Source organism: Gordonia sp. NPDC127522 (genome assembly GCF_042672305.1).
GTDB lineage: Bacteria > Actinomycetota > Actinomycetes > Mycobacteriales > Mycobacteriaceae > Gordonia > Gordonia hongkongensis.
The window spans coordinates 79,003-105,027 of record NZ_JBHXVK010000001.1 but is presented as its reverse complement, the minus strand read 5'-3'; the positions used below and the strand labels follow the sequence as shown (position 1 = coordinate 105,027).

Sequence of the window (26,025 nt, the reverse complement as noted above, 5' to 3'; positions counted from 1 at the left end):
GCGACGAATGTAGCAGCGCTGTCCGTAAGGTTGAGCCCATGAGCACCGACACCGCCTCCCAGTCGACGGACAACCGACCGATCGCCGTGGTCACCGGCGCCAGTTCGGGGATCGGCGCGGCCACCGCGCGTCAGCTCGCCTCGCAGGGCTTCCACGTGGTGCTGGGGGCGCGCCGGATCGATCGGGTGACCGCGCTGGCCGACGAGATCGGCGGCACCGGAAGGCAACTCGACGTCACCGACGAGCATTCCGTGGCCGCCTTCGTCGACGGCCTCGACACGGTGCACGTGCTGGTGAACAACGCCGGTGGCGCCAAGGGTCTCGACCCGGTGTCGACCGCCGACCTCGACGACTGGCGCTGGATGTGGGAGACCAACGTGCTGGGGAGCCTGCGGGTCACCAAGGCGTTGCTCCCCGCACTCATCGCGTCGGGTGACGGCCTGATCGTCTCCGTCACCTCGATCGCGGCGTTCGAAGCCTACGACAACGGCGCCGGGTACACCTCGGCGAAGCACGCGCAGGGTGTCACCCACCGGACCCTGCGCTATGAACTCCTCGGGAAGCCGGTCCGGCTCACCGAGATCGCGCCGGGCATGGTCGAGACCGACTTCTCCCTCGTCCGCTTCGAAGGCGACCAGGAACGCGCCGACAAGGTCTACGAGGGCCTGACACCGCTCGTCGCCGAGGACGTGGCCGAGGTCATCGGGTTCGTCGCGTCCCGGCCGCCGCACGTCAACCTGGACCAGATCATCCTCAAGCCGCGCGATCAGGCCTCGGCCCGGCGGAACATCAAGACCGGCTAACGGCTAGCGCGGGGCCGGGGCGTTCGAGGTGGGCGCCCCGCTGGGCGTGGCCGGGACCGAGGTCTCGCGGACCTCGCCCTTGATGGCCGACATGCCCTGCCAGGTCTCCCAGTCGTAGATCCAGTCGTAGATGTCGCCGTCGGCCTCCGACAACGCGATCCGCGTCCCGGTCACCTCCACCGGGTCGCCGTAGACCGCGACCCGGAAGTAGCGTTCGGCGTCGGCCTCCGACAGGTTGATGCATCCGTTGGTGACGTTCGCCGATCCCTGCACGTTCACGGTCGCCGGGTTCGCGTGGATGAACTCGCCGTTGTTGGAGATCCGCACGGCCCAGCGTTCGCGGATGTTGAAGTAACCCGCGGCCGGGTTGCTCATGAAGAACTCTTCGTACTTCTCGGTGACCACGTGGATGCCCGAGCGCGTGACGTTCCGGTCGAGGTCGCCGCCGCCGTAGCTGCACGGCAGCGCCATGAGTTCGACACCGTCGCGGAGCACCACGATCCGGTGCGAGGACTCCTCGGCCTTCACCACCTGGGCCCGCCCGATGGCGAAGTCGCTGGTCACGTCGGCCGCGCCGTACGCGCCACCGCCGTGGTCGAGGCCGTACAGCTTGGCTGCCATGCTGACCTTCGTGCCGGGTGCGTAGTACTCGCGGGGGCGCCAGTGCACGCGGGAGCCGTTGTCCTCGCCGAGCCACGCCCACGACCCCTCGGTGGGTGGTGTCGTGGTGACGGTCAGCGCCCGCTCCACGGCCTCCTTGTCCTCGACCGTCCCGTTGAACTTCAGGATGATCGGCGCCGCGATGCCGACCTCCTGACCGTCGCCGATGTTCACGACGACGTTCACCTGACTCGACGGCTGCAACGTGGTGAACGTCCCGGCGACCGGCACGACCTTGCGATCGAGACCCACCGCCGTTCCGCTCCAGGTGTATTCGGTGCCGTAACCGAGGGGCTCGCTGATCGTGTAGGTCGTCCGGTCCTCTGACAACTGACCCTTCACCACGACGCCGCGCGGGTTGGTCAGCTTCACGTCGGGGTTGAGGGAACCGTCGGTCGCCTTGACCGAGAACTCGGCGGTCGGGGTGGCCGGCTCGGCATCGAGGGCCGGGGTGAAGGTCAGGGTGACCGGCGGGTCGGCCGGTGTGTCGTCTCCGGGGCCGAGGCCGGAGCCGGAGCAGGCCGCCACCGCGACCCCGAGCGCTCCGACCCCGGCCGCGGCGAGCACGGAGCGTCGGTTCACCGAGGTCTGGGGAGTCATCACCGCAACAACAGTACCGATGCGCCGCCGCGCATCGGTGGTGTGCGGCCGCGGGGCAGGTGGTCAGGCGTCCGGGGCGTCGTCGTCGCGTGCCGCGGGTCCGGTTCGCACGGATGGCAGGTGCGCGCGCTCGCCGGCGTGGTCCATCATCGACAGCACCTCCGCCGGGCCCTGATAAGCGCAGATGGCATGCGGGATCATCGTCGAGAACTCCGCGGCGTCACCCTCGGGCACGAGGATCGTGCGGTCGCCCAGCCACAGCCTCACGGTTCCCGACAGCACCGTGAACCACTCGTAGCCCGGATGGACGCGCAGGTCACCGACGGGTTGCTCGCGGTCGAACCGCATCTTCGCCACGGTGACACCCTGTGGGGCGTTCTCCCGCGAGAGCAGCCACATCGTCATGCCCTCCACCTCGTGCGGCTGGGGCCGGATCACGACGTCGGTGTCGTCCGCGGGTTCGACCAGCTGATCCAGGGTCGTGCCCAGCGCGCGGGCGATCGGCACGAGCTGGTCGAGCGCCACCCGCCGATGTCCGGTCTCGATCCGACTCAGTGTGGACGGCGACAGATAACACCGGGCGGCGAGCGCGTCGAGCGTCCAGCCCCTCGCGATGCGGAGGCCGCGGATGCGCTGGCGGACCACCGCGTCGAGTTCTTGCGTCATTGGCAAGATGCTATGCCATCCGGGCATGCCGGCGCTACCGTGAGGTCATGACCAGCACGCACCATCCCCATCCGACCGGCGCACATCACGAGCACGCGAACCACGCCGACCACCACAACCACGCCCGGCTCGCCGCGGTCCTCGACCTCGACGCCGAGCTCATGGCCGACTACCTCGAGGACGCCGCCCGTCTCGTCGCGGAGACCCTGGGGCGCGTACCCGCGCGCATTGCCGACCTCGGGGCGGGGACCGGGACCGGCACCGAGGCACTCGCTCGCCGCTTCCCACAGGCCTCGATCCTGGCGGTCGACGGGTCGTCAGACATGGTCGCGCTCGTCGAACGACGCGCACGGGAGGGCGGTTTCGACGATCGGGTGACCGCCGTCGTCGCCGATCTCGACGACGGACTGCCGCCGCTCGGAATGCCCGACGTCGTGTGGGCGGCGATGTCGCTACATCACGTCGCCGATCCGCGGCGCCTGTTGCGGGAGGCCGCGACCTCGCTCGGACCGGACGGCATCGTCGTGATCACCGAGATGGCGGGCGTCCCGCGTTTCGTCCCCGCCCACGAGGACGCCGAACTGCTCGGGCTGCAGGACCGCTGTCAGACCGCGGCCGCCGGGGCCGGGTGGGAGGCGCTCGTGGACTGGACCGACGCGTTTGACGACGTCGACTACGAGGTACTCCGCGCCGAGACCGTCCACGTCCGGCGCAGCGACCCGAGCCCTTCGGTCGCGCGGTACGCCCGGCACTGGTTCGCCCAGTTCCGGCACCGTTTGGCCGACACCCTCGATCCCGCCGACCTCGCCCTGCTCGACGACCTGACCGAGGCAGACGCGCGGAATCGTCTCGATGACCTGACCCTCGCCGCCGGACGACTCCTCTGGGTCGCCCGGCCGCGCACCTCCCCCATCCCCACCCTCGAGAGCGAGCAACGATGACCAACTCCTCATCCGCCCAGAAAGACTCCCTCACAACCGAATACGACGTCGCCATCGTCGGCGGCGGAGCTGCCGGACTCAGCGCCGCGACCGTCCTCGCGCGATCACTGCGCAAGGTCGTGGTCATCGACGCGGGGCAACCGCGCAACGCACCGGCGGCCGGCGCCCACAATGTGCTGGGGCAGGACGGGATCGCACCCGTGGAGCTACTCGCCCGCGGTCGGGCGGAGGCGACGGGATACGGCGCCGAGATCCGTTCCGGCACAGTCGTCGACGCGGCCGGCACCGTCGACGACTTCACCCTGCGTCTGTCCTCCGGCGAGGTCGTCGCGGCCCGTCGCCTCATCCTGGCGACCGGCCTGGTCGACGAACTCCCCGACCTCCCCGGCGTCGCGGAGTTGTGGGGACACGATGTGCTGCACTGCCCGTACTGCCACGGCTACGAGGTCCGCGGAACACGCATCGTGCAGATCGCGACGAGCCCGATGTCGGCGCACCAGGCACTGATGTTCCGCCAGCTCAGCGACCGGGTGACCGTGGTCGCGCACGATCCCGATGCCCTGTCGGACGACGATCGGTCACACTTCGCCGCGGTCGGCATCGAGGTCGTCGACGCCCGCGTCGAGCGCGTCCGGACGCGCGCGGAGAACGGTTCTGCCCACCTCGACGGCGTGCTCCTGACCGACGGCACCGTGGTCGAGGCCGACGCGGTGGTCGTCTCGCCGCGATTCGTCGTCCGCGGCGACCTCTACGAGCGACTGGGCGGCACCCTCGACGACGGCCCGATGGGCGGGTTGGTCGGGACCGGCCCGATGGGCGAGACCGCGTTGCCGGGCGTATGGGCGGTGGGCAACACCACCACCGTGCATGCGATGGTGACCGTCGCCATGGGCGAGGGCGTGTCCGCTGGTGCCGCGGCCAACGCCAGCCTGGTCATGGCCGACCTCGACGCCAAGGTCTCCGCCCTGGCGTGACCGATAACGGGCCGCAGGTCCGCGGCCGGCCGCCTACTCGGGGAATCCGTCGAGCACGGCGGCCGACGCGGACAGCCCGAGCCGGGTCGCCCCCGCGGCGATGAGCTCAGCGGCCGCCTCGGCGGTCCGGATGCCACCGCTCGCCTTGACTCCCACCCGGTCGCTGACCGCGGCACGCATCAGTTGCACCGCCTCGACGCTCGCGCCGCCCGCGGGGTGAAATCCGGTCGACGTCTTCACCATCGACGCACCGGCCCGCTCGGCGCGGCGGCACACCTCGGTGACGGTGTCGGGCCCCGCGAACTGCAGCAGCGCGGCCGATTCGATGATCACCTTCAGGAGGGTGTCGTCGCCGACGGCCTCCCGGACGGTCAGGACGTCGGCGAACACCTCGTCGAACCGGCCGTCGACGGCCGCACCCACATCGATCACCATGTCGATCTCGTCGGCCCCGGAGTCGACGGCCAGACGCGCCTCGGCCGCCTTGACCAGCGAGTGGTGTTTCCCTGACGGGAACCCGGCCACGACACAGGTCCGCAGTTCCCCGGTGTCGATCGGCAACATCGACGGCGAGAGGCAGACGGCGAGCACCCCGAGTCGTGCGGCCTCGGCGACCGTGGCCTCCGCGTCGGCCCGGGTCGCCTCGGGTTTGAGCAAGGTGTGGTCGATGATGGCGGCGACGTCGCCGCGTCGCAGGTCCTTGTTCGTCACACCGACGAGCTTGGCACACTGACTGTCGTGGCCCCCGCACAGACGATCCCGACAGACCAGACCGAGCGCCGCTACGTGCTGACGCTCGGCTGCCCCGACCGCACCGGCATCGTGGCGCGGATCTCGACCTTCCTCACCGATGTCGGGGGCTGGATCACCGAGGCGGCCTATCACTCCGACGAGGAGACCGGGTGGTTCTTCACCCGCCAGGCCATCCGCGCGGATTCGGTGTCGTCGACCGCGGACGAACTTCGCGCGCGCTTCGCATCGGAGGTGGCCGCCGAACTCGGGCCCGAAACGGATTGGCGCCTCACCGATTCGCGGGAGACGAAGTCCGTGGTTCTCCTGGTAAGCAAGGAGACCCACTGTCTCATCGACCTGCTCGGACGTGCACATCGTGGAGAACTACCGGCGGCCATCCGGGCGGTCGTCGGCAACCACCGCGAACTGGAAGACCTGGCCACTCGGTTCGGCATCCCGTTCCACCATGTGCCGTTCGCGAGCGAGCGCAAGGCCGAGGCCTTCGGCGAGCTGGGGCGGATCGTCGAGGGTTATGACCCCGACGCCGTGGTGCTCGCGCGCTTCATGCAGATCCTGCCGCCACAGCTATGTGACGCATGGGCCGGGCGGGCCATCAACATCCACCACAGCTTCCTGCCGAGCTTCATCGGTGCCCGGCCTTACCATCAGGCCTTCGCGCGGGGCGTGAAACTGATCGGCGCCACCTGCCACTACGTCACCGCCGACCTCGACGCCGGTCCGATCATCGAACAGGACGTCATCCGCGTCGACCACAGCGACTCGGTCGCCGACATGGTCCGCCAGGGCCGCGACATCGAGGCCCTGGTGCTCTCCCGCGGTCTGCGCTGGCACCTCGAGGATCGTGTTCTGGTCCACGGCCGCAAGACCGTCGTCTTCACCTGAGGTCCCGACACAGCACACCGCCCCGCGACGTGGCGTCGCGGGGCGGTGTCAAGTCTGTGTCGGCTTCGGCTTACGCCGGGTCTTCCTCGCCACCGAGCGAACCGGTGACCAGGTTGCCGATGATCTCCTCGATAGCGCCGGAGATGCCACCCTCGATTGCGTCAGACATATCTGCTCCCTTCGTCATCGGTGAGATTGTTCGTCGATCACCGTCCGCTCTCACCCGTGCGTCGGCTCGTCGCCGACGTTACATATTCATTTCGGGAATGTCTCCCCTATCAGCGAAACCCGCCTTCGCATATCGCAACAATCGGACCCACGGAAACAGCGTTATCCCAGCTGAAAGCGCAACGTTGCCCGAATTGAAATCATGGGAAATCGAATATGAACACCCGTGTAATGCATCGAAGATGCAACGTGTGGGCGCCTGCGTCAAATCATGACTCGGCCCAGAAACAGTTCAGCAGTTGATGCCGTCGGGGCCATCAACTGCTGAACCGGTGGTAAGTCGGGCCGATTCAGGTCTCCGAATCGCTGCCGCCGAGCGAACCGCCGCCGAGCGAACCCGCGTCACCGAGCCCGCCGATGATCGCCTCGACGGCACCTCCGATCGCACCCGCGAGACCGCCCTCGACTATGCCTGCCATATCCGTCTCCTCTGATGATGGTGAGATGCCAGAGTGTCGGTCGCGCGTCTCACCTGGTCACACGACTCGGGGGCGACGTTACAGACCGATCACGGAATCGTCCTGCGATATGAATAATTCTTGGTTTGGGTTCTCAAATGCCGTTCTAAACAACACATGAATCTCGCGCCATCGACCGCGGAATTCACCCGACCGGGAACATTCGCGGGGATTTCATGGTGGCATGGATCAATGGTCAGCATTCACGCGACCGGGACTAGATCACGGTCGTTGACGGCCGCCGACCGCCCGCTAGCACTCGACCTTCTCGCGGGGGGAATGCAGGAGGTCCCGGTCTATCGATGGCTTCTGGGCGAGAATTCCCCGCCCGAAGTGTTCCGGTGGTACGGCGACGTCCTCTTCACCGATCTGCTGCCGGGCCTGCGCGGCCTGTTCGCCACCACCGGGGAATTGACCGGACTGATCGCGGTGGCGGGCCCCGATCATCGGACCCAACCGGTCGACGACGAACTGGCGAACCGTACACGCCATTTCGTGGCCGCCCTGGATGGTTTGATTCCACGATTCCGTGAACTCCAGGAGAAATCGCGTGCGCTCGCGATCGATTCCGCCCACAGCATCGTGTTCGCGCTCGTCCACCCGGCCCATCGAAGGAACGGCGCTCTCGCGGCAATGCTCGAACCCGTCCTGCAGGAGGCCCTCGGCGCGGGGTCGCCGGTCACCGCCAGCACGGCAGACGCCCACATGGTCGACGTGTACGCACGGAAGTGGGGCGGCCGGGTCTACGGAGAGTTCACGCTGACCGGCGGACCGACGGTCTGGTTCCTGACCGTCGACCCGCCGCCGGCGGTCTGAGTCCCGATCAGACCGAACAACCGCCCGACTGGCTCTGCGACGACGTGCCGGTCATCTCACTGGTCAGCTGCACGTCCGAACCGCTGATGGCGAACTCGAGCCCACTGTCGGTCACCTCGAGCGAGTCGACCTGCACCTCGTCGAAGAACGGGCCGAGCGACGACGTCGTGATCTGGTCGACGATCTGCTGCGCGAAATCCGGCGGGATGCCGAAGACCAGGGCGCTGGCCTTCACGACCTCGAAGTCGACCCGGCCGTCGTTCAGCACCGGTTTGATGGTCGCCGACACCGGCACCTGGAAGACCATGACCGGGAAGGCGGCCTGCACCTCGAAGGTGCCGTCGGCCGCATTGCCGGTGATCTGCTCGACCGCGCCGACGCCACCGGTCGGGGTGCCGGTGCTCTGACCGGACGCCCCGGCCTGCTCCTTGCTGAGTTCGACGATCCGCTCGTAGGGGATGAAACCCGTACCGTCGAGACTCTGGATGTCGGTGGAGTTCTCGGTGCCAGAGATGCCGTCCGCACGCATGTGCAGACGGACGCCCCCGGCGCTGTCATCGGTGTCGACCTGTACGAACGGGATGTCGCCGCTGCCCTGCAGGAGGATCGGCTTACGGCTGAGCGACACCTCGGTCGGCACGCCGGTCAGTCCGCTGAAGGATTCCTCGAGACAGTTGGTGACCTTGTTGCGCAGGTACAGCTCGCTGCCGACCGCGGCGATGACCGCCAACAGCAACACACCGACGACGCTGAAGGCGACGATCTTGCGGGTGCTCCGCTTCTTGCGCGGGGAGGTGAGGACCGGCCCGCTGCCGGTGCCGTCGGGCGATCCCGGCGGAATCGGTCCCGAGGCGGTCGTCCCGGGCCCGTACGGGTCCTCGCCGGGCGCGAACTGCGAGGTGGGGGGCTTGGCGCCGCCGATGGCACCGGTGTCGGCATCGGACGGCGGGATGGCCGAGTAGGCCTGCGCTCCCGGGACGATCGGTTCGGTCGCGAACTGCTCGGTGGCGGGCGGCTCGCCCTGTTCGGTGCCGGACACCGGACGCCATTCGCCGCCCTGGCCTGTCGACGTCGGCTCGCCGGTCGTACCGGGCTGGGAGGGGTCCCCGGCGTGCGGATCGATCTTCGCGGTCTCGTCGGCGTTGTCCCCGGAATCGGGGCGGGGCGTGGTGCTGTCGCTCATGGGTTCCGTCCTGGGTCGTCTGACTCGCGGAGCCGCGTGTGGGCCGGCGTCACGTCGTTGTCCGTCTCGCCGCCGACCGGCAGTGGGCGCTCGTTGGCGAGGACTGCCAGTTGCGTACGGGCTTGGTCGACCAGTGCTAGGTCGAGGTCGTGCACGTCCACCCGGATGCTATCCGGATACGCGGCGACCAACGTACCGAACGGGTCTGTGATTTGGCTGTGTCCGATTCCGGTCGGCGCGCTCGACGACGCGGCCGCGTCGTCGGTGGGAAACGCCTGGTCGACGGCCACGACGAAGGTCGTCGAGTCCAGCGCTCGGGCCGAGGCGAGCACCTCCCACTGACGGAGTTTGCCCGGTCCGGAGCCCCACGACGTGGGTACCACGATCACCTGGGCGCCCCTCCGCGCGAGGTGGGTGAACAATGCGGGAAATCTGATGTCGTAGCAGGTGGCCACGCCGACGGTGACGTCGCCGACCGCGAAGGTCAGCGGCTCCGCCCCCGCGGCCACGTTCTTCGACTCGGTGAATCCGAAGGCGTCGTAGAGATGGATCTTGTGGTACCCGCGACGTGTCCCGTCCGGGTGTGCGACGACAACGGTGTTGCGGACCCGGCCGTCGCGGGCGGGCGTGAACATACCGGCCACCACCGTGACCTCCGACGCCGCGGCGACCTCGGACACCCCGCGCGCCCACGGACCGTCGAGGTCCTCGGCGACCGGCTTCAGCGGCACCCCGAACCGGCACATCGTGGCCTCCGGGAAGACGACGAGCTCGGCACCGCGCGACGCCGCGTCCGCGGTGGCCGCACGCACCGTCTCGAGGTTGGCGGCGGGGTCGTCGGTCGAACTGATCTGGGCCATCGCGACACGCATGACGGCCACACTATCCAGCCGGTGCGACGGTCTCCCACGGAACCGTGAGCACATTGTCGGACAGGCGGCGCCGCGGCACCTCGCAGTCGACCCCCCGGTCGCGCAGCAGACCCAGTGCATGCACCCATCGGGCGCGCGGGCCGTACGGCGCCAGCGGCGCGGCGATGTCCCAGCACTGATCGGCCAGGGCCAGCAGCGAGTGGATCGGCTCGCCCGGCACGTTGCGATGGATCAGCGCCTTGGGCAGTCGCTCGGCCAGTTCCGACGGACGGTCCGAATGCTCCGGCGCCCAGCTGAGGGTCAGGCTCACCGGCCCGTCGGCGTCGAGCAGCACCCAGCTGCACCGTCGGCCGATCTCGTCGCACGTCCCCTCGACAATCACCCCGCCCGGCGAGAGTGCACCGCGAATCCGGGCCCACGCGTCGTCGACCTCGTCCTCGTCGTACTGACGCAGCACGTTGAACGCGCGCACCACCCGGGGTCGCAGGCCGCCCAGCTCGAAGCCGCCGAGACCGAACCGCACGCCGGCGCGGGGCTCGACCACGCGGGCGGGATCGATCTCGAGGCCGACCATCTCCAGACTTGGGGCGACTGCGCGGAGCCGTTCGGCCATCTCCACGGTCGTGTCCGGACGCGCACCGTACCCGAGGTCGACGACGAGCGGCCGGGGCACGTCCAGGGCGGCGCGCACTTGCGAGGAGTGGACCATCCACCGGTCCACCCGCCGGAGCCGGTTGATGTTCGTCGTGCCCCGGGTGACCCGGCCCTGCGGTCTGTGCTCGATGCGCTCGGACCTGACGGACGGGCGGCCGGCTCGGATCACAAGTTCTTGTCGACCCAGTCCTTGGCGTACTCGGCCTCGGCGCGGAACAGGTCGACGAGGTTGATCAGGATCATCTGCTCGAGCTTGCCGTTGACGAACGGGACGAAGACCTTCGCCTCACTGGTCCGGCGGATCGTGCAACCACCGTTCTCGGTGGGGAAGAGTTCCTGCCAGCCGTTGAGGCTGCCCGGTCCCGCCGGGATCGAGGCGTTGTAGGTGCCCTTGGTGTTGTCCGGGTCGAACGGGCCCAGGGTCTCCTCACGGGTGATGACCATGTCCTTCTTCATCACCGTCTGCGCGAGCGCGGGCAGCTGTTCGCGACCGATCGTCTGCTTGAGGACCACCCGGATACCCGTCTCGTCGGAGACGAAGGAATCGACCTCGCAATGCGGGGAGATCATCTGGAAGCCCGCCATCATGTCGTCCCAGTACTGCTTGATGCTCTGGGCCTGGTAGAGCTTCTCCGCGGACTGCGTGTACCGAGCGGAGTAGCTGAGCCGTCGTGCCATGCAGACCAGGCTACGTCAGCGGATTCTCGGTCTCCCACTCGACGGTGTGTCCGCGCTCGGCGTCGAGCAGCGCCGACAGCTCGCTGACCACCGACTTCTCGATCTTCCCGCCGAACAGCGGGAGATTCACCGACACCTCGGCACGGTTGTCGGTGGTCGCCGGGTCACCCGACGTCAGCGTGGTGCCGGTGACGTCGACCGGCACCGGCGCCCCCTCGACCGTGGCATGTGTCTCCCCCTCGATCCGGTCGCCGACCAGGCGGTATGTGTTCTTGCGCGGGATTCGGAGGTCGCCCGGCATGACCTTGGTGACCGCGGACGGCAGCTTGTCGGCGGGAATGCCCTGCTGGATCTCGACGGTGACCGTGTCGCCGGTGATCGTCACCTTCTCGACATGCCCGTGCCCGGAGTTCATGCGCTCGACGAGGTCGTGCCAAAACTTCTCGGTGGTGTAGATCGCCCACAGACGCGCGGTGGAGAAGGGATAGGACACCGTGTGCTGCAGCTTGCTCGCCATGATGAGAACGCTACCGCCCGCCGGTTAACGTTGAGGACGTGACCGACACGCAGGCGCCGCTGAGCGCGCCCCTCGCCGAGCTGACCACCCTGCGTCTGGGTGGGCCCGCGCGCGAGATCATCCGCTGCGAAGACACCCGCACCATCGTGGAGACCATCCTCGACCTCGATGCACGGTCCGAGCCGGTCCTCGTCGTCGGCGGCGGTTCGAACCTCGTCATCGGCGATGCCGGGTTCGACGGGACGGCGGTCGTACTCGCCAGCGGCCGCGTCGAGTTCGGCTCGGGCCGTGAGTCGGGACGGCCGCACGTGGTCGCCGACGCCGGCGTGGGCTGGGACGAGCTGGTGGCCGCGACGGTCGACGCCGGTTACGGCGGGCTCGAGTGCCTCTCCGGGATCCCCGGAGCGGCCGGGGCGACCCCGGTGCAGAACGTCGGGGCCTACGGCGTCGAGGTGGCCGACATCCTCCGATCGGTTCAGGTACTCGATCGACGCTCCGGCAACCTGCGGTGGGTCTCCCCCACCGAGCTCGGTCTGGGTTACCGGACCAGCAATCTCAAGCACCGGCACGACTTCGTGGTCGTCGCGGTCTCGTTCTGGCTCAACGACGATCGCGTGAGCCAGCCGATCCGCTACCGCGAACTCGCCACCCGCGTGGGGGTCGAGCCGGACGATCGGGTCGACGCCGCCACGGTGCGCGCAGCCGTGCTCGACCTGCGCGCGGGCAAGGGCATGGTGCTCGACGCGACGGACTTCGACACCTGGAGCGCCGGCTCGTTCTTCACCAACCCGATCGTGCCGGGCGATGACGCCCCGGCGGTGCTAGACCGGATCGCGGCCCGCGTCGGCGACGATGTCGCGATCCCGACCTATCGCGCGGGCACCGATGACACCGACGCGGCGATCAAACTGTCGGCCGGGTGGCTGATCGAACGGGCGGGCTTCCACCGTGGGCACCCGGGCCCGGACGCGGCGGTCCGACTGTCGACGAAACACACTCTGGCACTGACCAATCGGGGCGCCGCGACCACCACCCAGCTCCTCGATCTGGCTCGCGAGGTCCGCGACGGCGTCGTCGAGGCGTTCGGGGTGACATTGCGGCCCGAGCCGGTTCTGGTCAACTGCAGTCTGTGACGGGAAGGGCCGGTCAGACCGCCTGGGCGTCCTTCAGATCCGCTGTCGCCCGGGAACTCTCGGCGACGACGTCGTCGAGCAGGGCGTTGAAGCGTTCGGCGGCCTCGATGCTCGACATGTGTCCGACGCCGTCGTAGACGACCAGCTCTCGCAGCGAACCGTTGCGGCGCAACACCTCGGCGATCTGCTCGGCGTGTACCTGCGGGGTGAGCCGGTCCTCGGTGCCGACGACCACGGTGGTCGGCACCGTCAACGCCTCGAGTCCGGCGGTCACATCGAGCTTCCCCATCGCCGAACCCCATCCGGCCCGAGCGCGCGGCGGGCACGAGCCGATCATCTCGTCGACGAACTCGACGTGCGCCCGGCGGGCGTGCGGCCCGAGGGCGATGTAGTGCGAGAAGCGGACGCCGTAGGACGTCTTCGGGATCGGAACCGGGACCGAGGTGATCATCTTCGCGGCGGCCGGCGCGAACGGTTTGGCGTACACCGGCAGATCGACCGGGATCAGCAGGTGGTTGTCCATGACCGCCTTGGCGGCGGTCGAGACCAGCACCACCGACGACACCAGCGACCCGACCTTCTCGGGGTACTGGGCCGCCCACGACATGATGGTCATGCCGCCCATGCTGTGTCCCACCAGGATCGCGCGGCGCCCGGGCGGCACCGCGGCCTCGAGCACCGCGTCGAGGTCCTCACCGAGCATGGCGACGGTCGGTCGGCGGTGGCCGCGCTCACTGCCACCGTGGCCGCGCTGGTCGTAGGTGACGACCCGGCGGGAGCCGCCCTCGGAGGCGGCCAGGTGGTTGATCTGCGGGTACCAGTAGGCGGTGTTGCAGGTCCAGCCGTGGACCATCACGATGACGTCGCCGGTGTCGTCGGCGCCGGGGCCGTCGGGGTCACCGTAGACCTCGACATTGAGACGGGCCCCGTCCGCGGTCGGGACCTCGAGACGTTGCGGGGGGTTGTCCGGGCGGGTGAGGAGATCGTCCGGGCCGTCGTCGACGGCGAATTCGGCCTGCAGTGCCTCGCGCGCGAGTCGCGCGAAGACGGTTCCGATTCCCAGCGCGACCACGCCCGCCCCGATCGCGGTGGCAACGCTGCCCGCACTGGCCACAGACTTCGTGTTCATCCGGCACTCCTCACCTGTCGAGGACCTCACTGGTCCTCTGCAAGGGCACCGAATCCGGCTCAGCGCCCCGTCTCGGGGTTCAATGTACCAACGTCCGTTGTCTCATAGTCCGCCTGTGCCGGCTCTGACTCCTCGTCGGCGGGCAGGACCGGCGGGGGCACCTCGGCGTCGAAGTAGGTCGCCGCCTCCCCGATCGCCTTGGAGATCTGCTCGTCGAGCGCCTTGCGGAACGTCGTCTCGACGATCTCGTGGGCGATGGGCCGAACCGTCTGGATGAGGTCGGCCATCTCGCTGACGCCGGCCTCGCCCAGGTCGGGGAGGTTCTCGTCGAAGTACTTGTCGGTGATGATCGAGACGAAGCTGGTGGCGACATCTTCGAGGTCTTCCTGAACGCGGACCCACCGGTCGAGCAGGACATCGATGTCGACCCCGCTCTTGACCAGGATCTCGGCCCCCTCGAGCAATTCCGGGTTGCGAATCGCGTAGTGCGCGCCGTCCTTCGCCAGTAGTCCGAGCTTCTGGCTGAGCGCGATCGACCGGTCGCTGGCGTTCAGCGTCTTGCGCAACTCGGTGATGGTGATCGTCGCCGCGCGCTTGAAGTTGCGGAACCGGCCGCCCTTCGGTGTGCCGCGCAGGATCTGCTCCACCCGCATGCCGTGATGCGCCGCGTGCAGCAGCTCACTGATGGTGGCGAAGGTGTAACCGCGCTCGAGCATGCGCGAGATCAGGTTCAGCCGGACGAGGTGCTGGTCGGAATACCAACCGGCGCGTCCGCGAATGGTGGGCGGCGGCAACAATCCGCGGTCCTGATAGACCCGGATGTTGCGAACGCTGACCCCGGACGCCTCCGCCAGGTCGTTGATCCGATACTCCGCCACGATGCGTCAGGCCCTTTTGCTGAACCAGGACTTGCCCTGGATGTCGTCGACCCGTTTGCGTACGTCGACGAGGTAGACGAGCATCGCGACCACTCCGATGATGCCCAGGAAGTTCACCGCACCGAAGAACCAGATGAACAGGGTCGCAGCGGCGAGGATCGAGACCCAGATGACCTTGCTCTGCCGATCCACCGCCGGGAAGGCGTCGGGCCGCTGGATGGCGGCGTGGATGAGCGCGACGGTCGAGGCGATGCCCGCGACCACCGTGAGGGTCAGCATGATCAGACTCTGGCCGTAGGCCATTACGCTGAAGAAGTCCACGTCGAACACTGTAGTCGGGCGAGTGCCGTTTGCTGCGACACCCTACGACGCGGTGCGGTCACCCGGCCCGTCGACGATCATTCGGCGCCGGGAGACGCCTTTTTCGCCGGGGCCTTTTTGGCAGCAGCCTTCTTGGCCGGGGTCTGCTTCGCGGCGGCCTTTTTCGCCGAGGTCTTCTTGGCCGCGGTCTGTGTGGTCGCAGCCTTCTTCGCCGGAGTCTTCTTTGCCGGAGCCTTCTTTGCCGGGGCCTTCTTGGCGGCGGTCTTCGCGGCAGCCCGCTCGGCCGGGCCCTTGACGGCGGCGGCCTTCTTGGCGGGCGCCTTGGCCGGCGCCGCCTTCTTCGTCGCCGCCTTCTTCGCCGGAGCGCTCTTGGCCGGCGTCTTCTTGGCCGGCGCACTCTTGGCCGGGACCTTGGTCGCCGGAGTCTTCGTCGCCGGGGCCTTCTTCGCCACTTCCTTCGCCGGCGATGCCTTCTTCGCCGCTTCCTTGGCCGGCGCCGTCGTGACCGCGGCTTTCTCGGCGGGTGCCGCCTTCTTCGCCGGTGCCGCCTTCGCCGGCGGAACGATGTCGCCTTCCGACTTCACCGGCGGCTCGATGCGTGGCTTCTCGTCGCGGGGCGCATCGTCGGTCCGGTTCGCCAGCTTCAGCGCACGTTCGCCGACCGCCCGCGTCTGCTCGGAGATCGTCCCCAGCGCGTCTTCGGTGAGACCGACGGCGTCGTTGTACACCTTCTCGAGCTTCGGCAGGTTCTCGCCGACGAGCGGTTGTGACTTGAGCTTCTCCACCGCCTCGTCGCGTCGTTCCGCCAGCGCGGTCAGCAGTCCCGCGGCCACCGCGAGGTACGCCTCGGCCACCTTGCGCAGCTCCTCCGGGGAGAACCGCGCCTTCAGATCCTCGATCTCGGCGGGCAATTCGACCGGCAGCGCCGACAGTTTGGTCCTCGCGTCCTCGAAGATGGCCAGTGCCGTGGCGAGCGCCTCGTCGATCCGGGCCTGGGCGTCGTCCCGCGAACCGGTGATCCGCGCCTCGAGCTTGGACTGTGTCGAACCGACCGTCTCGGCGAGTTTGGACTGGGTGTTCTCGACGGTCTCGGCGATCTTGGATTGCGCGTCGGCGACCTTCGCCTGGGTCGACCCGACGGTCTCGACGAGCTTCGATTGGGCTTGCTCGCTCGCGGCCTCGCCGCGCTCACGCACGTCTGCGAGCAAGGCAGCCACCTGCCCCACGGCTGTGGTCAACGGGTTCTCGCTCATCAACTACTCCTTGCCGGTCGACTCGACCGTGTTCTCTTTCCGGAACGACTCGTAGATCTCCAGCAACATCTGCTTCTGACGTTCGTTGATGGAGTCATCTGCGATGAGAGCATCACGGACCGGGCTCGCGGGCCGTTCTTCGAGTATCCCCGCCCGCACGTACAGGACCTCGGCCGACACGCGGAGACCCTTGGCGATCTGGGCGAGCACTTCCGCCGACGGTTTCCGCAGGCCGCGTTCGATCTGGCTCAGGTAGGGGTTGCTCACGCCCGCCCGCTCGGCGAGCTGGCGCAGCGAGACCTTGCCCGCGACCCGCTGGGACCGGATGAACGCACCGATGTCCTGGGCCGCGTTGGCGACGGCCTCGACCGCCTCCACCGCGATGGGGGTCGTCGAATCAGGGTCGTCGCCGGCCACCTCGACGCCGGAAACGCGGTCAGCAGTGGAGCTTTCACCCGGTGCGGCGGAGTCGGCGGCCGAGGCGCGGTCCGCGTCGGGGGACGCTTCATCCTTCTCGGACTGCATCAACGCTCCGTTCTCATGGTGGGGCCCGACGTTCGGCGATGTGTCCGACTTTCGGCCCGTTCTCCCAGTATCAACACCAGTGCTAGCCCGTGCAAGCACACAGCAAACTCCCGGTTCGACGCCGCGAACGATGCGGCGACGATGCGTCAGGAGAAGATCAGCACCGAGGTGGAGTAGATGACGAGCCCGGCGAGTGCGCCGACGACGGTGCCGTTGATCCGGATGAACTGCAGGTCGCGGCCGACCTGTAGTTCGATCTTGCGACTCGTGTCATCGGCATCCCAACCACGCACGGTCTCGGTGATGACCGAGATGATCTCCTGTGAGTAGTTCGCGGCGACGTGGTGTGCGACCCGCGCCACCCAACCGTTCATCTTCTCCTGCAGCGGCCGGTCGTCGCGGACACGTTCCGCGAGTTGGATGATGGAGTCCGACAACGTGTTCCGCAGCGTGCTGTTCGGGTCCGACAGCATCTCCTCGATGACGGCCTTGCCGGTCTGCCACGCCGTCGACGCGGCACCGGTCACCTCGTCGCGCCCGACCAGTTCGAGCTTGAGCGCCTCGAACTTGGCGATCATCTCGGGGTCGTGTTGCAGATCGTCGGCGAACTTCTCCACGAATTCGTGCATGGCACGCCGTAATTCGTGATCGGGATCCACTCGCACCTTGTAGGTGAAGTCGACGAGCTCGCGATAGATCCGGTCCCCCACCAGACTGTTGACGAACTTCGGCGTCCACTGGGGTCCGTCCCGGTCGACGACCCGATCGATCAGATCCTGGCTGCCGACCGCCCATTCATGAGCCCGGTCACACAGCAGCTGGAACACCGGCTCGAGACGATCCTCGGCGATCAGCTGTTCGAGGATGCGGCCGGTGGGCGGCGCCCACTGGGGTTCGGCCGCCCACTTCAACGCGGCCTGGATGAGTTGTTCGACATCCTCGTCGCGCAGCATCTCCGCGGCGAGCTTGATCGCTCGGGCGGCTTCGCCACTCACCCGCGGCGCGTTGCGCGGGTCGGCCACCCACGTCGACAACCGTCGGGGCAGATCCAGCTGCTCGGCTCGGTACACCACCACATCGGGCGTCATGAAGTTCTCTTCGATGAAGCCGCCGAGTTGTTCGCCGATGTCGTCCTTCTTCTTGCGGATCAGGGCCGTGTGCGGGATCGGGATGCCCAGCGGGTGGCGGAACAGGGCGGTCACCGCGAACCAGTCGGCCAGCGCGCCGACCATCCCGGCTTCGGAGGCCGCGCGGACGTAGCCGACCCAGGCCGCGACGTCGGCGCCGTCGCGATGCTCGAGGTAGCGGGTGAACAGATACACGATCGCGGCGAAGACCAAGAAGCCGGTGGCCACCGCTTTCATCTTGCGAAGGTCCCTGCGTCTGCCCTCGTCGCCGGCGCTGTTCCCGCCGAATCCGGGCGCGGACGCCGTGGCCGGCGGACCGTCGTGCTGAACGGCGACTCCTGGGATGACTGTCGATGCCATGGAACCAGTGTCACCCATCGAGCGACTACGCTGGCTGCGTGATGGCCAACCGCCCGAATCCCGCCGCGGCCGCGCGCGCCGCAGTGGCGGCCGCGGCCAACGTGACGCGCGGGCTGGAACAGGTCCTGACGACGGTCACCGAGTCGGTCGCCGAGACCGGCGCCAAACCCGACGGTCGCAAACAGCGGTGGGAGAAGCACAAGCTCGCCCGACGCACCGAACTCACCGACGGTGTCATCGCCGCGGTCCGTGAACTGGGCGCCGACGTCGGCATGGACGAGATCGCCACCCACATCGGCGTCTCCAAGACCGTCCTGTACCGCTACTTCGCCGACAAGAGCGACCTCGGCGTCGCGACGACGGTGCGGTTCTTCGAGACGACGATCTACCCGCGGCTGACCGAGGCGATCGCCGACGATCTCGACGAGTACACGCTCACCCACACCATCATCGGGGTGTACGTGCACGCCGTCGACGACGAACCGCAGCTGTACCGGTTCGCCCTGGCCAGTTCACCCACCTCATCTCCGGCGCCCGCCGATTCGGTGCGACTTGTCACCCAGTTGGTGATGGGGAATATCCAGCTGCGGATGGCCGAACGCGGCGCGGACACCACCGGCGCCGAGCTCTGGTCGCACGCGCTAGTGGGCGGTATCCAGCACGTCGTGGACTGGTGGATGACCAAACGCACCCTCAGCGCCGACGAAGTCGTGGATTATCTGACCATGATGGTCTGGAGCGCGGTCGTGGGTGTCTGGCAGGTCAACGGGTCCCGGGAGAAGTTCCTGGCGGCGCCGCCTGCGCTCTTCGATCCCCCACCCGCCGACCCCTTGCCCGCCGATCCCGCCTCCGGGACCCCCGGCGCCTGATGACGCGCGTCGCTCTCGTCACCGGCGGCAGTCGCGGCGTCGGGTACGGCATCGCTCGTGCGCTCATCGACGACGGGTGGACGACGTATGTCACGTCGCGACAGGGAACCGGCCCCGACGGCGCCCGCGCGTTGCCCTGCGATCACACCGACGACGCTGCGGTGACCGCGGTGTTCGACGAGATCACCACCGGCGCAGGAGGTCTGGATCTGCTGGTCAACAACGCGTGGGCCGCGCCGAAGGGTTTCGGCGGGTTCTCCGACCCGTTCTGGAAGCGACCGGTCGACGACTGGGACACCCTGATCGGCGTCGGACTGCGAGCGCACTACGTGGCCTCGGTGCACGCGGCCCGGCTCATGACCGACGCCGGCCGCGGGCTCATCGCCAACATCTCGTCGTTCGGCTCGCGCGGCCATCTGCACTCGGTCCTGTACGGGATGAGCAAGACCGCCCTGGACAAGATGGCCGCGGACATGGCGGTGGAGCTGCGGGGCACCGGTGTCAGCTCGATCTCGTTGTGGCTCGGCCTGATCCGCACCGAGCTGTTGCTGTCGCTGGGCGTCGACGAATTCGCCGGTTTCTCGCTCGCCCGCGCGGAGGATCCCGAGTTCGTCGGCCGGGTCATCTCCCGGCTCGCGGCCGATCCCGGGCTGTCCGACCTCAGCGGCCGCACGCTCGTCACCGCCGAACTCGGTTCCGCCTATGGGATCGTGAACAACGATGGCACGCCGCCGGATTCACATCGCACGGCGTTCGGTGGCGGGCCGCTGTTCCCACCCCCGGCCGAGCCGGCGCCCGCATCCGACCCCGAAAGGACCCCATGACCGCTGGTTGGACCACTCCCGCCGCCGATGCCCTGCGCGCCGGGGCCATCGGGCCGATCGCGTCGTTCGACCCGGAGACGACGCCGGGCTTCGACGGCGACAAGGCCCTCGGCACGGAGTTGCTCGCGCAGCGCGGCGAGGTTCTCGCCGATCTCCAGGAGTTGTTGTACGCCAACGGCCGGGCCGGTGACCACCGCTCGGTTCTGCTCGTGCTGCAGGGCATGGACACCGCCGGCAAGGGCGGCATCGTGCGCCACGTGGGCGGGATGATGGACCCGCAGGGCCTGTCGATCAAAGGGTTCGGTAAACCCACGAAAGAGGAGTTGCAGCACGACTTTCTGTGGCGAATCCACCGCGCCCTGCCGCCCGCGGGCCGGATCGGGATCTTCGACCGGTCGCACTACGAGGACGTCCTCCCCGTCCGGGTGCACAACCTCGTCCCGCAGTCGGTGTGGGAGAAACGCTACGACCTAATCAACCAGTTCGAGTCCGAACTCGTCGCCGGCGGGACCACCGTCGTCAAGTGTTGCCTCGTGGTGTCGAAGGACGAGCAGAAGAGCCGCCTCGCCGCGCGCCTCGAAAGACCGGACAAGTACTGGAAGTACAACCCGGGCGATGTCGACGAACGCGGCCACTGGGATGACTACCTCGAGGCGTATCAGGCCATCTTCGACCTGACCGATCGTGACTCCGCGCCGTGGTTCGTCATCCCGTCGAACCGCAAGTGGTTCGCGCGCCTCGCGGTGTGCGAACTACTCATCGACGCGCTCACTCGCCTCGACCTCGACTGGCCTGCCGCCGATTTCGACGTCGAGGCCGAGAAGAGACGACTCGCCGCCGCCGATTGAGCGCCCCGTGCGCCGCCAACCCGACGACAAGCGCCCAGAACGCGCCGCCGATCCCACCGAAGGTGACGCCCGCGGCCGCGGTCACGAACGCCAGTGCCGCGGGAATGCGGAACTCAGGCTTCTCGAACGCCCCCATGATCGCGGCCACGAACGTGGCCAGGAGCGCAAGTCCCGCAACGGCTTCGAGCAGTCCGTCCGGCGCGATCGCCGTGACGACGACGAGCGCACCCGACAGCACCGCTAGTACGAGGCTCGTCGACCCCGTCGCCACACCGGCGATCCATCGCCGTGATCGGTCGGCGCCCGCCTCCGGACCCGCGGCCAGTGCCGCGGACAGCGCCGCGAGGTTGATGGCGTGTCCGCCGAACGGCGCTCCGAGTACGGTTCCCGTGCCGGTCACGAACATCGCCGGACGCCAGGGCGTCTCATAGCCGAAGGACTTGAGCACGGCCACCCCGGGAACGTTCTGCGAGGCCATGGTGACGATGTAGAGCGGGACCGCCAGTCCGACGATCGCCGTCGCGTCGAAAGTCGGTGTCGTCCAGACCAACTGCGGCCACCACGACTCACCCGCCCAGCCGTCGTATCCGTCGACGGCGAGGTTGACCCCGATCACGACCAGCGCGGTGACCAGCGCCAGTGGCAGCGCCCACCGCGGCAGCCACCGCATTGCGAGGAGCCACACGATGAGGATCGGAAGTGTCGACCACGGTTGTGCGGCCAGCGACGTCATCGGCGCGAGGCAGAGGGTGAGCAGCACGCCGGCCAGCATGGCCTGGGCGATCGGCGTCGGAATCCGGCCGATGAGTTCGCCGAGTGCGGGGACCAGTCCGGTCGCGAGGATCAGCAACCCCACCACCAGGAACACCCCGACGGCCGCCGGCCACCCGGCGTCGTAGGACGCACCCGCCGACACGAGGAGTGCCGCGCCCGGGGTCGACCACGCCAGTGTCACCGGTCGGCGGGTGCGCAGCGACAGCGCAATCGATCCGAGTCCGAACAGAATCGTCAGCACGAGCAGACCCGACGCGGCTTGTGCCGGACTGGCGCCCACGGCCCGCAAGCCGGTGACCACCACGACGAACGACGAGGTGAAACCAACAAGCGAGGTGACGACTCCGGCGATGATCGGCTCACTGCGAGCCGGCGGCGCGGGACTGGTCATGTCGCGAGCATAGCGGTATCGTTCCGTAAACAGAACAGTGGTTGTCGGCAGCGACGGGAACGAGACGAGGACGATGACACCCGGCGAGGATCGACGACGCGCGGTCGGGGCCCGGATCTCCGCCATCCGAAAGCAGCGGGGCCTGAGCTTGTCAGGCCTCGCCCGGGAAGCGCGGATCGGCAAGGGTTCGCTGTCCGAACTCGAAGCTGGACAACGAAACCCGACCCTCGACACGCTGTACGCCATTGCCGGTCCGCTCGGCGTGCCGCTGTCCGCCCTCCTGGGCGAGGAATCCGGAGTCGAGGGCGCCGGCCCCCACCTCGCCGCCCGGGTGCTGCACGTCGAGCATCACGACGACGGCTCGGTCACCGAGGTCTTCTGGTTGCGCGTCAGCCCGGGCGGAACCAGGGAGTCGCCCGCGCACGGGCCCGGCGTCGTCGAGCACGTTCATGTCGTCAGCGGCCATCTCCGGGCCGGTCGCGCCGGCGAGGAACGCGCGGCGGGACCGGGCGAATCCCTGCACTGGCTGTCCGACGTTGCGCACACCTACCGCAGCGACGACGGCGCGCTCGCGGTCCTCACCATCCGGACGCCCTGACCGGCGCCGTCGAATCCCGCTCCCGCGGTGCTGTTTCCGTCCCGCTGATGAGATCTCATCAGCGGGACGGAAGCGGGGCCGCGGGACTCAGCTCATCAACTCGAACTTCTCCAGCCATGGCCGGAGCAGGCCGATGAAGGACCCGTCCTCGAGCATCGACCAGGTCCAGCGCACGACGACGGGGCCCAGCGCGCGGATCTCGTCCTCGCGCAGCTTCTCCTGCAGCACGACATCGGCCACGGTCTTGCCAGCCGCCCGCAGGCGGCCGTATTTGACCATGCCGTCGAACTCGCCGACGAGCTTCGCCTCCCAGTCGAAGTCGACACGGTAGACGCCGCTCCGCCCACAGAACTCGTGTTGCAGTCGCGGAACCGGCAGGCCGGCCTCGATCATCTGCGCCCGACTCCACGATTCGCCGACACTTTCGGCCGCCCCATCGGCCAGTGCCAGCGCACGCCGAGCCACTCTGCCCCCCTGCCGACGACGAGAGGTGAGGATCCGCCCCATTAGCTCACGATCGGCGCCTGCCCGAAGTGCCTGGTCAAAGGCGGTGAGGGCCTGTGCGAAGTCGCCCCCGGCCGCTACATCGACAGCGGTTCGCTCAATTCTGGTGACGGGTATTCCGTCGACGACTGCGAGCTCGTCTGCCGTCAGGACGGCGGCGTGGACGTGACGATGCGTCGCGATGAATCCGCCGGCCTTCTTGCCGTTGGTGACGTGGACGCGTTCGGTCTCGGGCTTCAGCAGTGGAATGCCGAGCACCGCGGCGGCCGAGACGTGACTCAGCGGCAGCTGCGGTGCGCTCGGGGGTTGTGACGTGGCGATCGCAACAGACTTGAGGCGATGCAACTCCTGGTCGCCTTCGTGCCCGGCGATGTCATCGGATGCCGGCACGTAGACGCCGGGGATGAGGCGGATCAGGTCGCCGGCGGATACCGCTGCAGCAAGCAGATTGTCGGAGAAAGCCGCGTCGAGTGCGGCGCCGCGACGGATCAGACCGTAGCGGTCCAGTGGGTAGCTGGTCATCTCTATTCGACGCAGCAGAGGGCGTTTCGGCTCCATCGGGTTTTCCCCAGCCTTCCCGCGGCCCCGCTTCCCTCCCGCTGATCAGATCTCATCAGCGGGACCGAAACACCACCGCGGGACAGGGACCTCGTCCCGAGTCGAAGGCTCCCCCACACACGACAACGCCCCCGCCGGAAGCGGGGGCGTTGCCGGATGCGACTGTGTGCGACTTACTTCGCGGTGGTCGGCTTCTTGACCGGGGCCTTCTTGGCCGGCGCCTTCTTGGCGGCGGTCTTCTTCACGGCCGGCACCGGGGTGTCCTTGGCCTCGGCGACCTTCTTGGCCGGCGAAGCCTTGGCTGCACGGCCCTTGGCCTCGACAGTGCCTGCGGCGCCGTCGATCTCCTTGGCCGCGTCGTCGGCCTGCTCCTTGACGCTGCTGCCGGCCTCTTCGATCGCGACGGCGACGTCCTCGACCTGCTCGCTCGCACGGCCGGCGAGCTTCGCCGCACGATCACCGACGAGGCGGGTCTGGGTCGACACGACGCCGAGGGCGTCCTCGGTCAGGTCGACGGCGTCGTTGTAGACCTTCTCGGCGCGCGACAGGTTCTCCTGGACGAGCGGCTTGGTGCGCAGGCGCTCGAGGGTGGCCTCGCCGCGCTCGGCGAGCGAGGTGTAGAGGCCGTAGGCCTTCTCGACGTAGGGGTCGGCGAGGCGCTTGAGCTCCTCGGCGGTCAGCTTGCCGCGCAGCTCGTCGAGGTCGCTCGGGACCTCCTCGGACAGCGAGCCGATGCGGGTCTTGGCCTCGTCGAAACGCGTCTGGGCGGTCTCGGGCAGATCCGTGATCAGGGTCTTGGTCTCGGCGTAGCGGGCCTCGAGACGCGACTGGGCGGTCTCGGCAGCAGCCTCGGTGCGCTCACGCAGTTCGGTCAGCTTCTCGGTCACCTGGGCGAAGGCGTAGTCGCCGGCGCCGACGGCGGCATAGAGGGGGGCGTAGTTACGTTCGGTGGTGGTCACAGTGGACTCCTTCGGTCGGGTCACCAATCGCGCTGCAGCACATGCGGTCTCGTTGATCTCGGCGTCTTCGCCGGGCGCATGTCGGAACAATCCGTCGCCTGCCGCCTCGAAACGGTCGGTGTTGCAAGCCAATTCGATCCGGCTCACACCGCGCGAGATAAGGGAACCGCGGCGCCATCGGTATTGGTGTTTCCGTTAACCAGTATCCACGCCGTGCTAGCAAATGCAAGCATCTTGCTAACACTCGTGACGCAGGTCACCCCAGACGGCCCGCCGGACCGGCGTCGATCAGGCGTACCGGTAGAAGCCGTGGTCGGCCTTCTTGCCCAGTCGCCCCGCCTCGACCATGCGCAACAGCAGTGGAGGCGGTGCGTAGAGCGGCTCCTTGAACTCCTCGTACATCCGGTCGGCGATGGCCTTGATCGTGTCGAGTCCGACCAGATCGGCCAGCTTGAGGGGACCCATCGGGTGCGCACACCCGAGGACCATGGCCTTGTCGATGTCGTCGACGGTCGCGACACCGCTCTCCACCATCCGGATGGATGAGAGCAGATACGGGACCAGCAACGCGTTCACGACGAACCCGGATCGATCGGCCGACCGGACCACCTGCTTGCCCAACACGTCGTGGGCGAAGGTCTCGGCGCGCTCGACGATCTCCGGAGCGGTCGTCAGGGTGGTGACGAGTTCGACCAGCGGGAGAACCGGTACGGGGTTGAAGAAGTGCATGCCGATGACGCGCGCGGTGTTCTGGGTTGCCATGCCCAGCTTCATGATCGGGATGGACGAGGTGTTCGACGCCAGGACTGCCCCGGGGTCGGTCACGACCTTGTCCAGTTGGGCGAAGATCTCGGTCTTGACCGCTTCGTCCTCGACGACGGCCTCGCACACGAGGTGGCGATCGGCGAAGTCGCCCAGGTCAGTGGTGAAGCGGAGTCGCATCGACGCCTGGTCGCGTTCGCGTTCGGTCAGTTTGCCGCTCGACACACCGCGATCGAGTGATCGGAGAATCCGGGCGCGACCGGCGACGACGAGTTCCCGGCTGTACTCATAGACGAGCACGTCGGCGTGGGCCCGCGCACACACCTCGGCGATCCCCGCGCCCATCTGTCCCGCCCCCACCACGCCGACGCGGGAGATCTTCTGGTTTGTCATGTCGGCTCCTCGGGTGGAAACGTCTTCGGCAAGAACCGATTTCGCAAGAACATGGGTGACCCACCGGGCACGCGCCGAGCCCGGGATACGCCAACAGGCGGCCCGCAGCGAAAGCCGCGGACCGCCTGCCTGGT

The 26,025-nt window shown here is 68.2% G+C and carries 29 protein-coding genes; 10 read left to right on the top strand and 19 right to left on the bottom strand.

What is annotated here, in order from left to right; all coding sequences use genetic code 11:
* Positions 1 to 38 precede the first annotated feature (38 nt).
* The gene (locus ACFVHY_RS00515) at positions 39 to 803 is read left to right on the top strand and encodes an SDR family NAD(P)-dependent oxidoreductase (protein WP_269552011.1); all 765 of its coding nucleotides are present in this window, start codon (positions 39 to 41) and stop codon (positions 801 to 803) included.
* Positions 804 to 806: 3 nt separating this feature from the next.
* On the opposite strand, the gene ACFVHY_RS00510 is transcribed toward ACFVHY_RS00515, so the two are convergent.
* Positions 807 to 2,063, bottom strand: a complete 1,257-nt coding sequence (locus ACFVHY_RS00510) for an Ig-like domain-containing protein (RefSeq protein ID WP_390268750.1) — start codon at positions 2,061 to 2,063, stop codon at positions 807 to 809.
* Positions 2,064 to 2,126: 63 nt separating this feature from the next.
* Positions 2,127 to 2,729, bottom strand: coding sequence for a helix-turn-helix domain-containing protein (locus ACFVHY_RS00505; RefSeq protein ID WP_137810487.1), 603 nt, complete (start codon positions 2,727 to 2,729; stop codon positions 2,127 to 2,129).
* 47 nt (positions 2,730 to 2,776) lie between these two features.
* Here ACFVHY_RS00505 and ACFVHY_RS00500 point away from each other — a divergent pair, with 47 nt between their 5' ends.
* A complete protein-coding gene (locus tag ACFVHY_RS00500) occupies positions 2,777 to 3,670 on the top strand; it encodes a class I SAM-dependent methyltransferase (RefSeq protein ID WP_390266977.1) in 894 nt (297 codons plus the stop codon).
* Positions 3,667 to 4,644, top strand: a complete 978-nt coding sequence (locus ACFVHY_RS00495) for an NAD(P)/FAD-dependent oxidoreductase (RefSeq protein WP_390266974.1) — start codon at positions 3,667 to 3,669, stop codon at positions 4,642 to 4,644. Before ACFVHY_RS00500 ends, ACFVHY_RS00495 begins: the two co-directional genes overlap by 4 nt.
* Before the next feature lie 33 nt (positions 4,645 to 4,677).
* On the opposite strand, the gene deoC is transcribed toward ACFVHY_RS00495, so the two are convergent.
* Positions 4,678 to 5,355 (bottom strand): deoxyribose-phosphate aldolase, encoded by a 678-nt coding sequence (gene deoC / locus ACFVHY_RS00490; protein ID WP_211539042.1) that lies wholly within the window; start codon positions 5,353 to 5,355, stop codon positions 4,678 to 4,680.
* A 27-nt stretch (positions 5,356 to 5,382) separates the two neighbouring features.
* Between deoC and purU the strand changes: the two genes are divergently transcribed.
* Positions 5,383 to 6,279 carry a formyltetrahydrofolate deformylase gene (purU, locus tag ACFVHY_RS00485; protein WP_390266971.1) on the top strand — a complete coding sequence of 299 codons (897 nt, stop codon included), beginning with the start codon at positions 5,383 to 5,385 and terminating at the stop codon, positions 6,277 to 6,279.
* 518 nt (positions 6,280 to 6,797) lie between these two features.
* On the opposite strand, the gene ACFVHY_RS00480 is transcribed toward purU, so the two are convergent.
* Positions 6,798 to 6,926, bottom strand: coding sequence for a hypothetical protein (locus ACFVHY_RS00480; protein ID WP_259935821.1), 129 nt, complete (start codon positions 6,924 to 6,926; stop codon positions 6,798 to 6,800).
* A gap of 231 nt (positions 6,927 to 7,157) precedes the next feature.
* Between ACFVHY_RS00480 and ACFVHY_RS00475 the strand changes: the two genes are divergently transcribed.
* Positions 7,158 to 7,781 carry a hypothetical protein gene (locus ACFVHY_RS00475; protein ID WP_390266968.1) on the top strand — a complete coding sequence of 208 codons (624 nt, stop codon included), beginning with the start codon at positions 7,158 to 7,160 and terminating at the stop codon, positions 7,779 to 7,781.
* Between the two features lie 7 nt (positions 7,782 to 7,788).
* Here the strand turns inward: ACFVHY_RS00475 and ACFVHY_RS00470 are convergent, their stop codons facing one another.
* The 5 genes from ACFVHY_RS00470 to ACFVHY_RS00450 form a co-directional block, all read right to left on the bottom strand.
* Complete coding sequence (locus ACFVHY_RS00470; RefSeq protein WP_390266965.1) at positions 7,789 to 8,964, bottom strand: hypothetical protein; 1,176 nt, start codon at positions 8,962 to 8,964, stop codon at positions 7,789 to 7,791.
* Entirely contained in the window at positions 8,961 to 9,836 is an 876-nt protein-coding gene (locus ACFVHY_RS00465) for a carbon-nitrogen hydrolase family protein (RefSeq protein WP_390266962.1), read from the bottom strand. The genes ACFVHY_RS00470 and ACFVHY_RS00465 overlap by 4 nt, the downstream gene beginning before the upstream one ends.
* A 10-nt stretch (positions 9,837 to 9,846) precedes the next feature.
* Positions 9,847 to 10,545 (bottom strand): class I SAM-dependent methyltransferase, encoded by a 699-nt coding sequence (locus ACFVHY_RS00460; protein WP_390266959.1) that lies wholly within the window; start codon positions 10,543 to 10,545, stop codon positions 9,847 to 9,849.
* 110 nt (positions 10,546 to 10,655) lie between these two features.
* Positions 10,656 to 11,168 carry a DUF2505 domain-containing protein gene (locus ACFVHY_RS00455; protein WP_390266956.1) on the bottom strand — a complete coding sequence of 171 codons (513 nt, stop codon included), beginning with the start codon at positions 11,166 to 11,168 and terminating at the stop codon, positions 10,656 to 10,658.
* 10 nt (positions 11,169 to 11,178) lie between these two features.
* Positions 11,179 to 11,685 (bottom strand): DUF2505 domain-containing protein, encoded by a 507-nt coding sequence (locus ACFVHY_RS00450; RefSeq protein ID WP_390266953.1) that lies wholly within the window; start codon positions 11,683 to 11,685, stop codon positions 11,179 to 11,181.
* A gap of 38 nt (positions 11,686 to 11,723) precedes the next feature.
* Here ACFVHY_RS00450 and ACFVHY_RS00445 point away from each other — a divergent pair, with 38 nt between their 5' ends.
* A complete protein-coding gene (locus ACFVHY_RS00445; RefSeq protein WP_390266950.1) occupies positions 11,724 to 12,818 on the top strand; it encodes a UDP-N-acetylmuramate dehydrogenase in 1,095 nt (364 codons plus the stop codon).
* Between the two features lie 13 nt (positions 12,819 to 12,831).
* Here ACFVHY_RS00445 and ACFVHY_RS00440 read toward each other — a convergent pair whose 3' ends face one another.
* From ACFVHY_RS00440 to ACFVHY_RS00415, 6 genes are all read right to left on the bottom strand, one after another.
* Positions 12,832 to 13,947 carry an alpha/beta fold hydrolase gene (locus tag ACFVHY_RS00440; RefSeq protein ID WP_390266947.1) on the bottom strand — a complete coding sequence of 372 codons (1,116 nt, stop codon included), beginning with the start codon at positions 13,945 to 13,947 and terminating at the stop codon, positions 12,832 to 12,834.
* Positions 13,948 to 14,006: 59 nt separating this feature from the next.
* The gene (locus tag ACFVHY_RS00435) at positions 14,007 to 14,825 is read right to left on the bottom strand and encodes a MerR family transcriptional regulator (RefSeq protein WP_065630158.1); all 819 of its coding nucleotides are present in this window, start codon (positions 14,823 to 14,825) and stop codon (positions 14,007 to 14,009) included.
* 6 nt (positions 14,826 to 14,831) lie between these two features.
* Entirely contained in the window at positions 14,832 to 15,155 is a 324-nt protein-coding gene (locus ACFVHY_RS00430) for a DUF2516 family protein (protein ID WP_058251270.1), read from the bottom strand.
* 68 nt (positions 15,156 to 15,223) lie between these two features.
* A complete protein-coding gene (locus ACFVHY_RS00425) occupies positions 15,224 to 16,399 on the bottom strand; it encodes a heparin-binding hemagglutinin (protein WP_390266943.1) in 1,176 nt (391 codons plus the stop codon).
* A 3-nt stretch (positions 16,400 to 16,402) separates the two neighbouring features.
* Positions 16,403 to 16,924 (bottom strand): helix-turn-helix domain-containing protein, encoded by a 522-nt coding sequence (locus ACFVHY_RS00420; protein ID WP_390266940.1) that lies wholly within the window; start codon positions 16,922 to 16,924, stop codon positions 16,403 to 16,405.
* A 146-nt stretch (positions 16,925 to 17,070) separates the two neighbouring features.
* Positions 17,071 to 18,411: a DUF445 domain-containing protein gene (locus ACFVHY_RS00415; protein ID WP_078111699.1), complete on the bottom strand. Its 1,341-nt coding sequence runs from the start codon at positions 18,409 to 18,411 to the stop codon at positions 17,071 to 17,073.
* Positions 18,412 to 18,452: 41 nt separating this feature from the next.
* On the opposite strand from ACFVHY_RS00415, the gene ACFVHY_RS00410 reads away from it, so the two are divergent.
* From ACFVHY_RS00410 to ACFVHY_RS00400, 3 genes are read left to right on the top strand one after another with little or no spacing between them, the layout of a single operon-like run.
* Positions 18,453 to 19,280, top strand: coding sequence for a TetR/AcrR family transcriptional regulator (locus ACFVHY_RS00410; protein WP_176455861.1), 828 nt, complete (start codon positions 18,453 to 18,455; stop codon positions 19,278 to 19,280).
* The gene (locus ACFVHY_RS00405; protein WP_390266937.1) at positions 19,280 to 20,104 is read left to right on the top strand and encodes an SDR family NAD(P)-dependent oxidoreductase; all 825 of its coding nucleotides are present in this window, start codon (positions 19,280 to 19,282) and stop codon (positions 20,102 to 20,104) included. The genes ACFVHY_RS00410 and ACFVHY_RS00405 overlap by 1 nt, the downstream gene beginning before the upstream one ends.
* The gene (locus ACFVHY_RS00400) at positions 20,101 to 20,952 is read left to right on the top strand and encodes a PPK2 family polyphosphate kinase (RefSeq protein ID WP_390266934.1); all 852 of its coding nucleotides are present in this window, start codon (positions 20,101 to 20,103) and stop codon (positions 20,950 to 20,952) included. The genes ACFVHY_RS00405 and ACFVHY_RS00400 overlap by 4 nt, the downstream gene beginning before the upstream one ends.
* On the opposite strand, the gene ACFVHY_RS00395 is transcribed toward ACFVHY_RS00400, so the two are convergent.
* Positions 20,873 to 22,117, bottom strand: a complete 1,245-nt coding sequence (locus ACFVHY_RS00395; protein WP_390266931.1) for a benzoate/H(+) symporter BenE family transporter — start codon at positions 22,115 to 22,117, stop codon at positions 20,873 to 20,875. The genes ACFVHY_RS00400 and ACFVHY_RS00395 overlap by 80 nt on opposite strands.
* Positions 22,118 to 22,190: 73 nt before the next feature.
* Here ACFVHY_RS00395 and ACFVHY_RS00390 point away from each other — a divergent pair, with 73 nt between their 5' ends.
* A complete protein-coding gene (locus ACFVHY_RS00390; protein WP_137810858.1) occupies positions 22,191 to 22,715 on the top strand; it encodes a helix-turn-helix domain-containing protein in 525 nt (174 codons plus the stop codon).
* Positions 22,716 to 22,802: 87 nt separating this feature from the next.
* Here ACFVHY_RS00390 and ACFVHY_RS00385 read toward each other — a convergent pair whose 3' ends face one another.
* From ACFVHY_RS00385 to ACFVHY_RS00375, 3 genes are all read right to left on the bottom strand, one after another.
* Positions 22,803 to 23,741 (bottom strand): hypothetical protein, encoded by a 939-nt coding sequence (locus ACFVHY_RS00385; protein WP_390266927.1) that lies wholly within the window; start codon positions 23,739 to 23,741, stop codon positions 22,803 to 22,805.
* A gap of 209 nt (positions 23,742 to 23,950) precedes the next feature.
* Positions 23,951 to 24,736: a heparin-binding hemagglutinin gene (locus tag ACFVHY_RS00380; protein ID WP_390266924.1), complete on the bottom strand. Its 786-nt coding sequence runs from the start codon at positions 24,734 to 24,736 to the stop codon at positions 23,951 to 23,953.
* A gap of 288 nt (positions 24,737 to 25,024) precedes the next feature.
* Positions 25,025 to 25,891, bottom strand: coding sequence for a 3-hydroxybutyryl-CoA dehydrogenase (locus ACFVHY_RS00375; protein WP_390266921.1), 867 nt, complete (start codon positions 25,889 to 25,891; stop codon positions 25,025 to 25,027).
* Between the last annotated feature and the right edge of the window lie 134 nt (positions 25,892 to 26,025).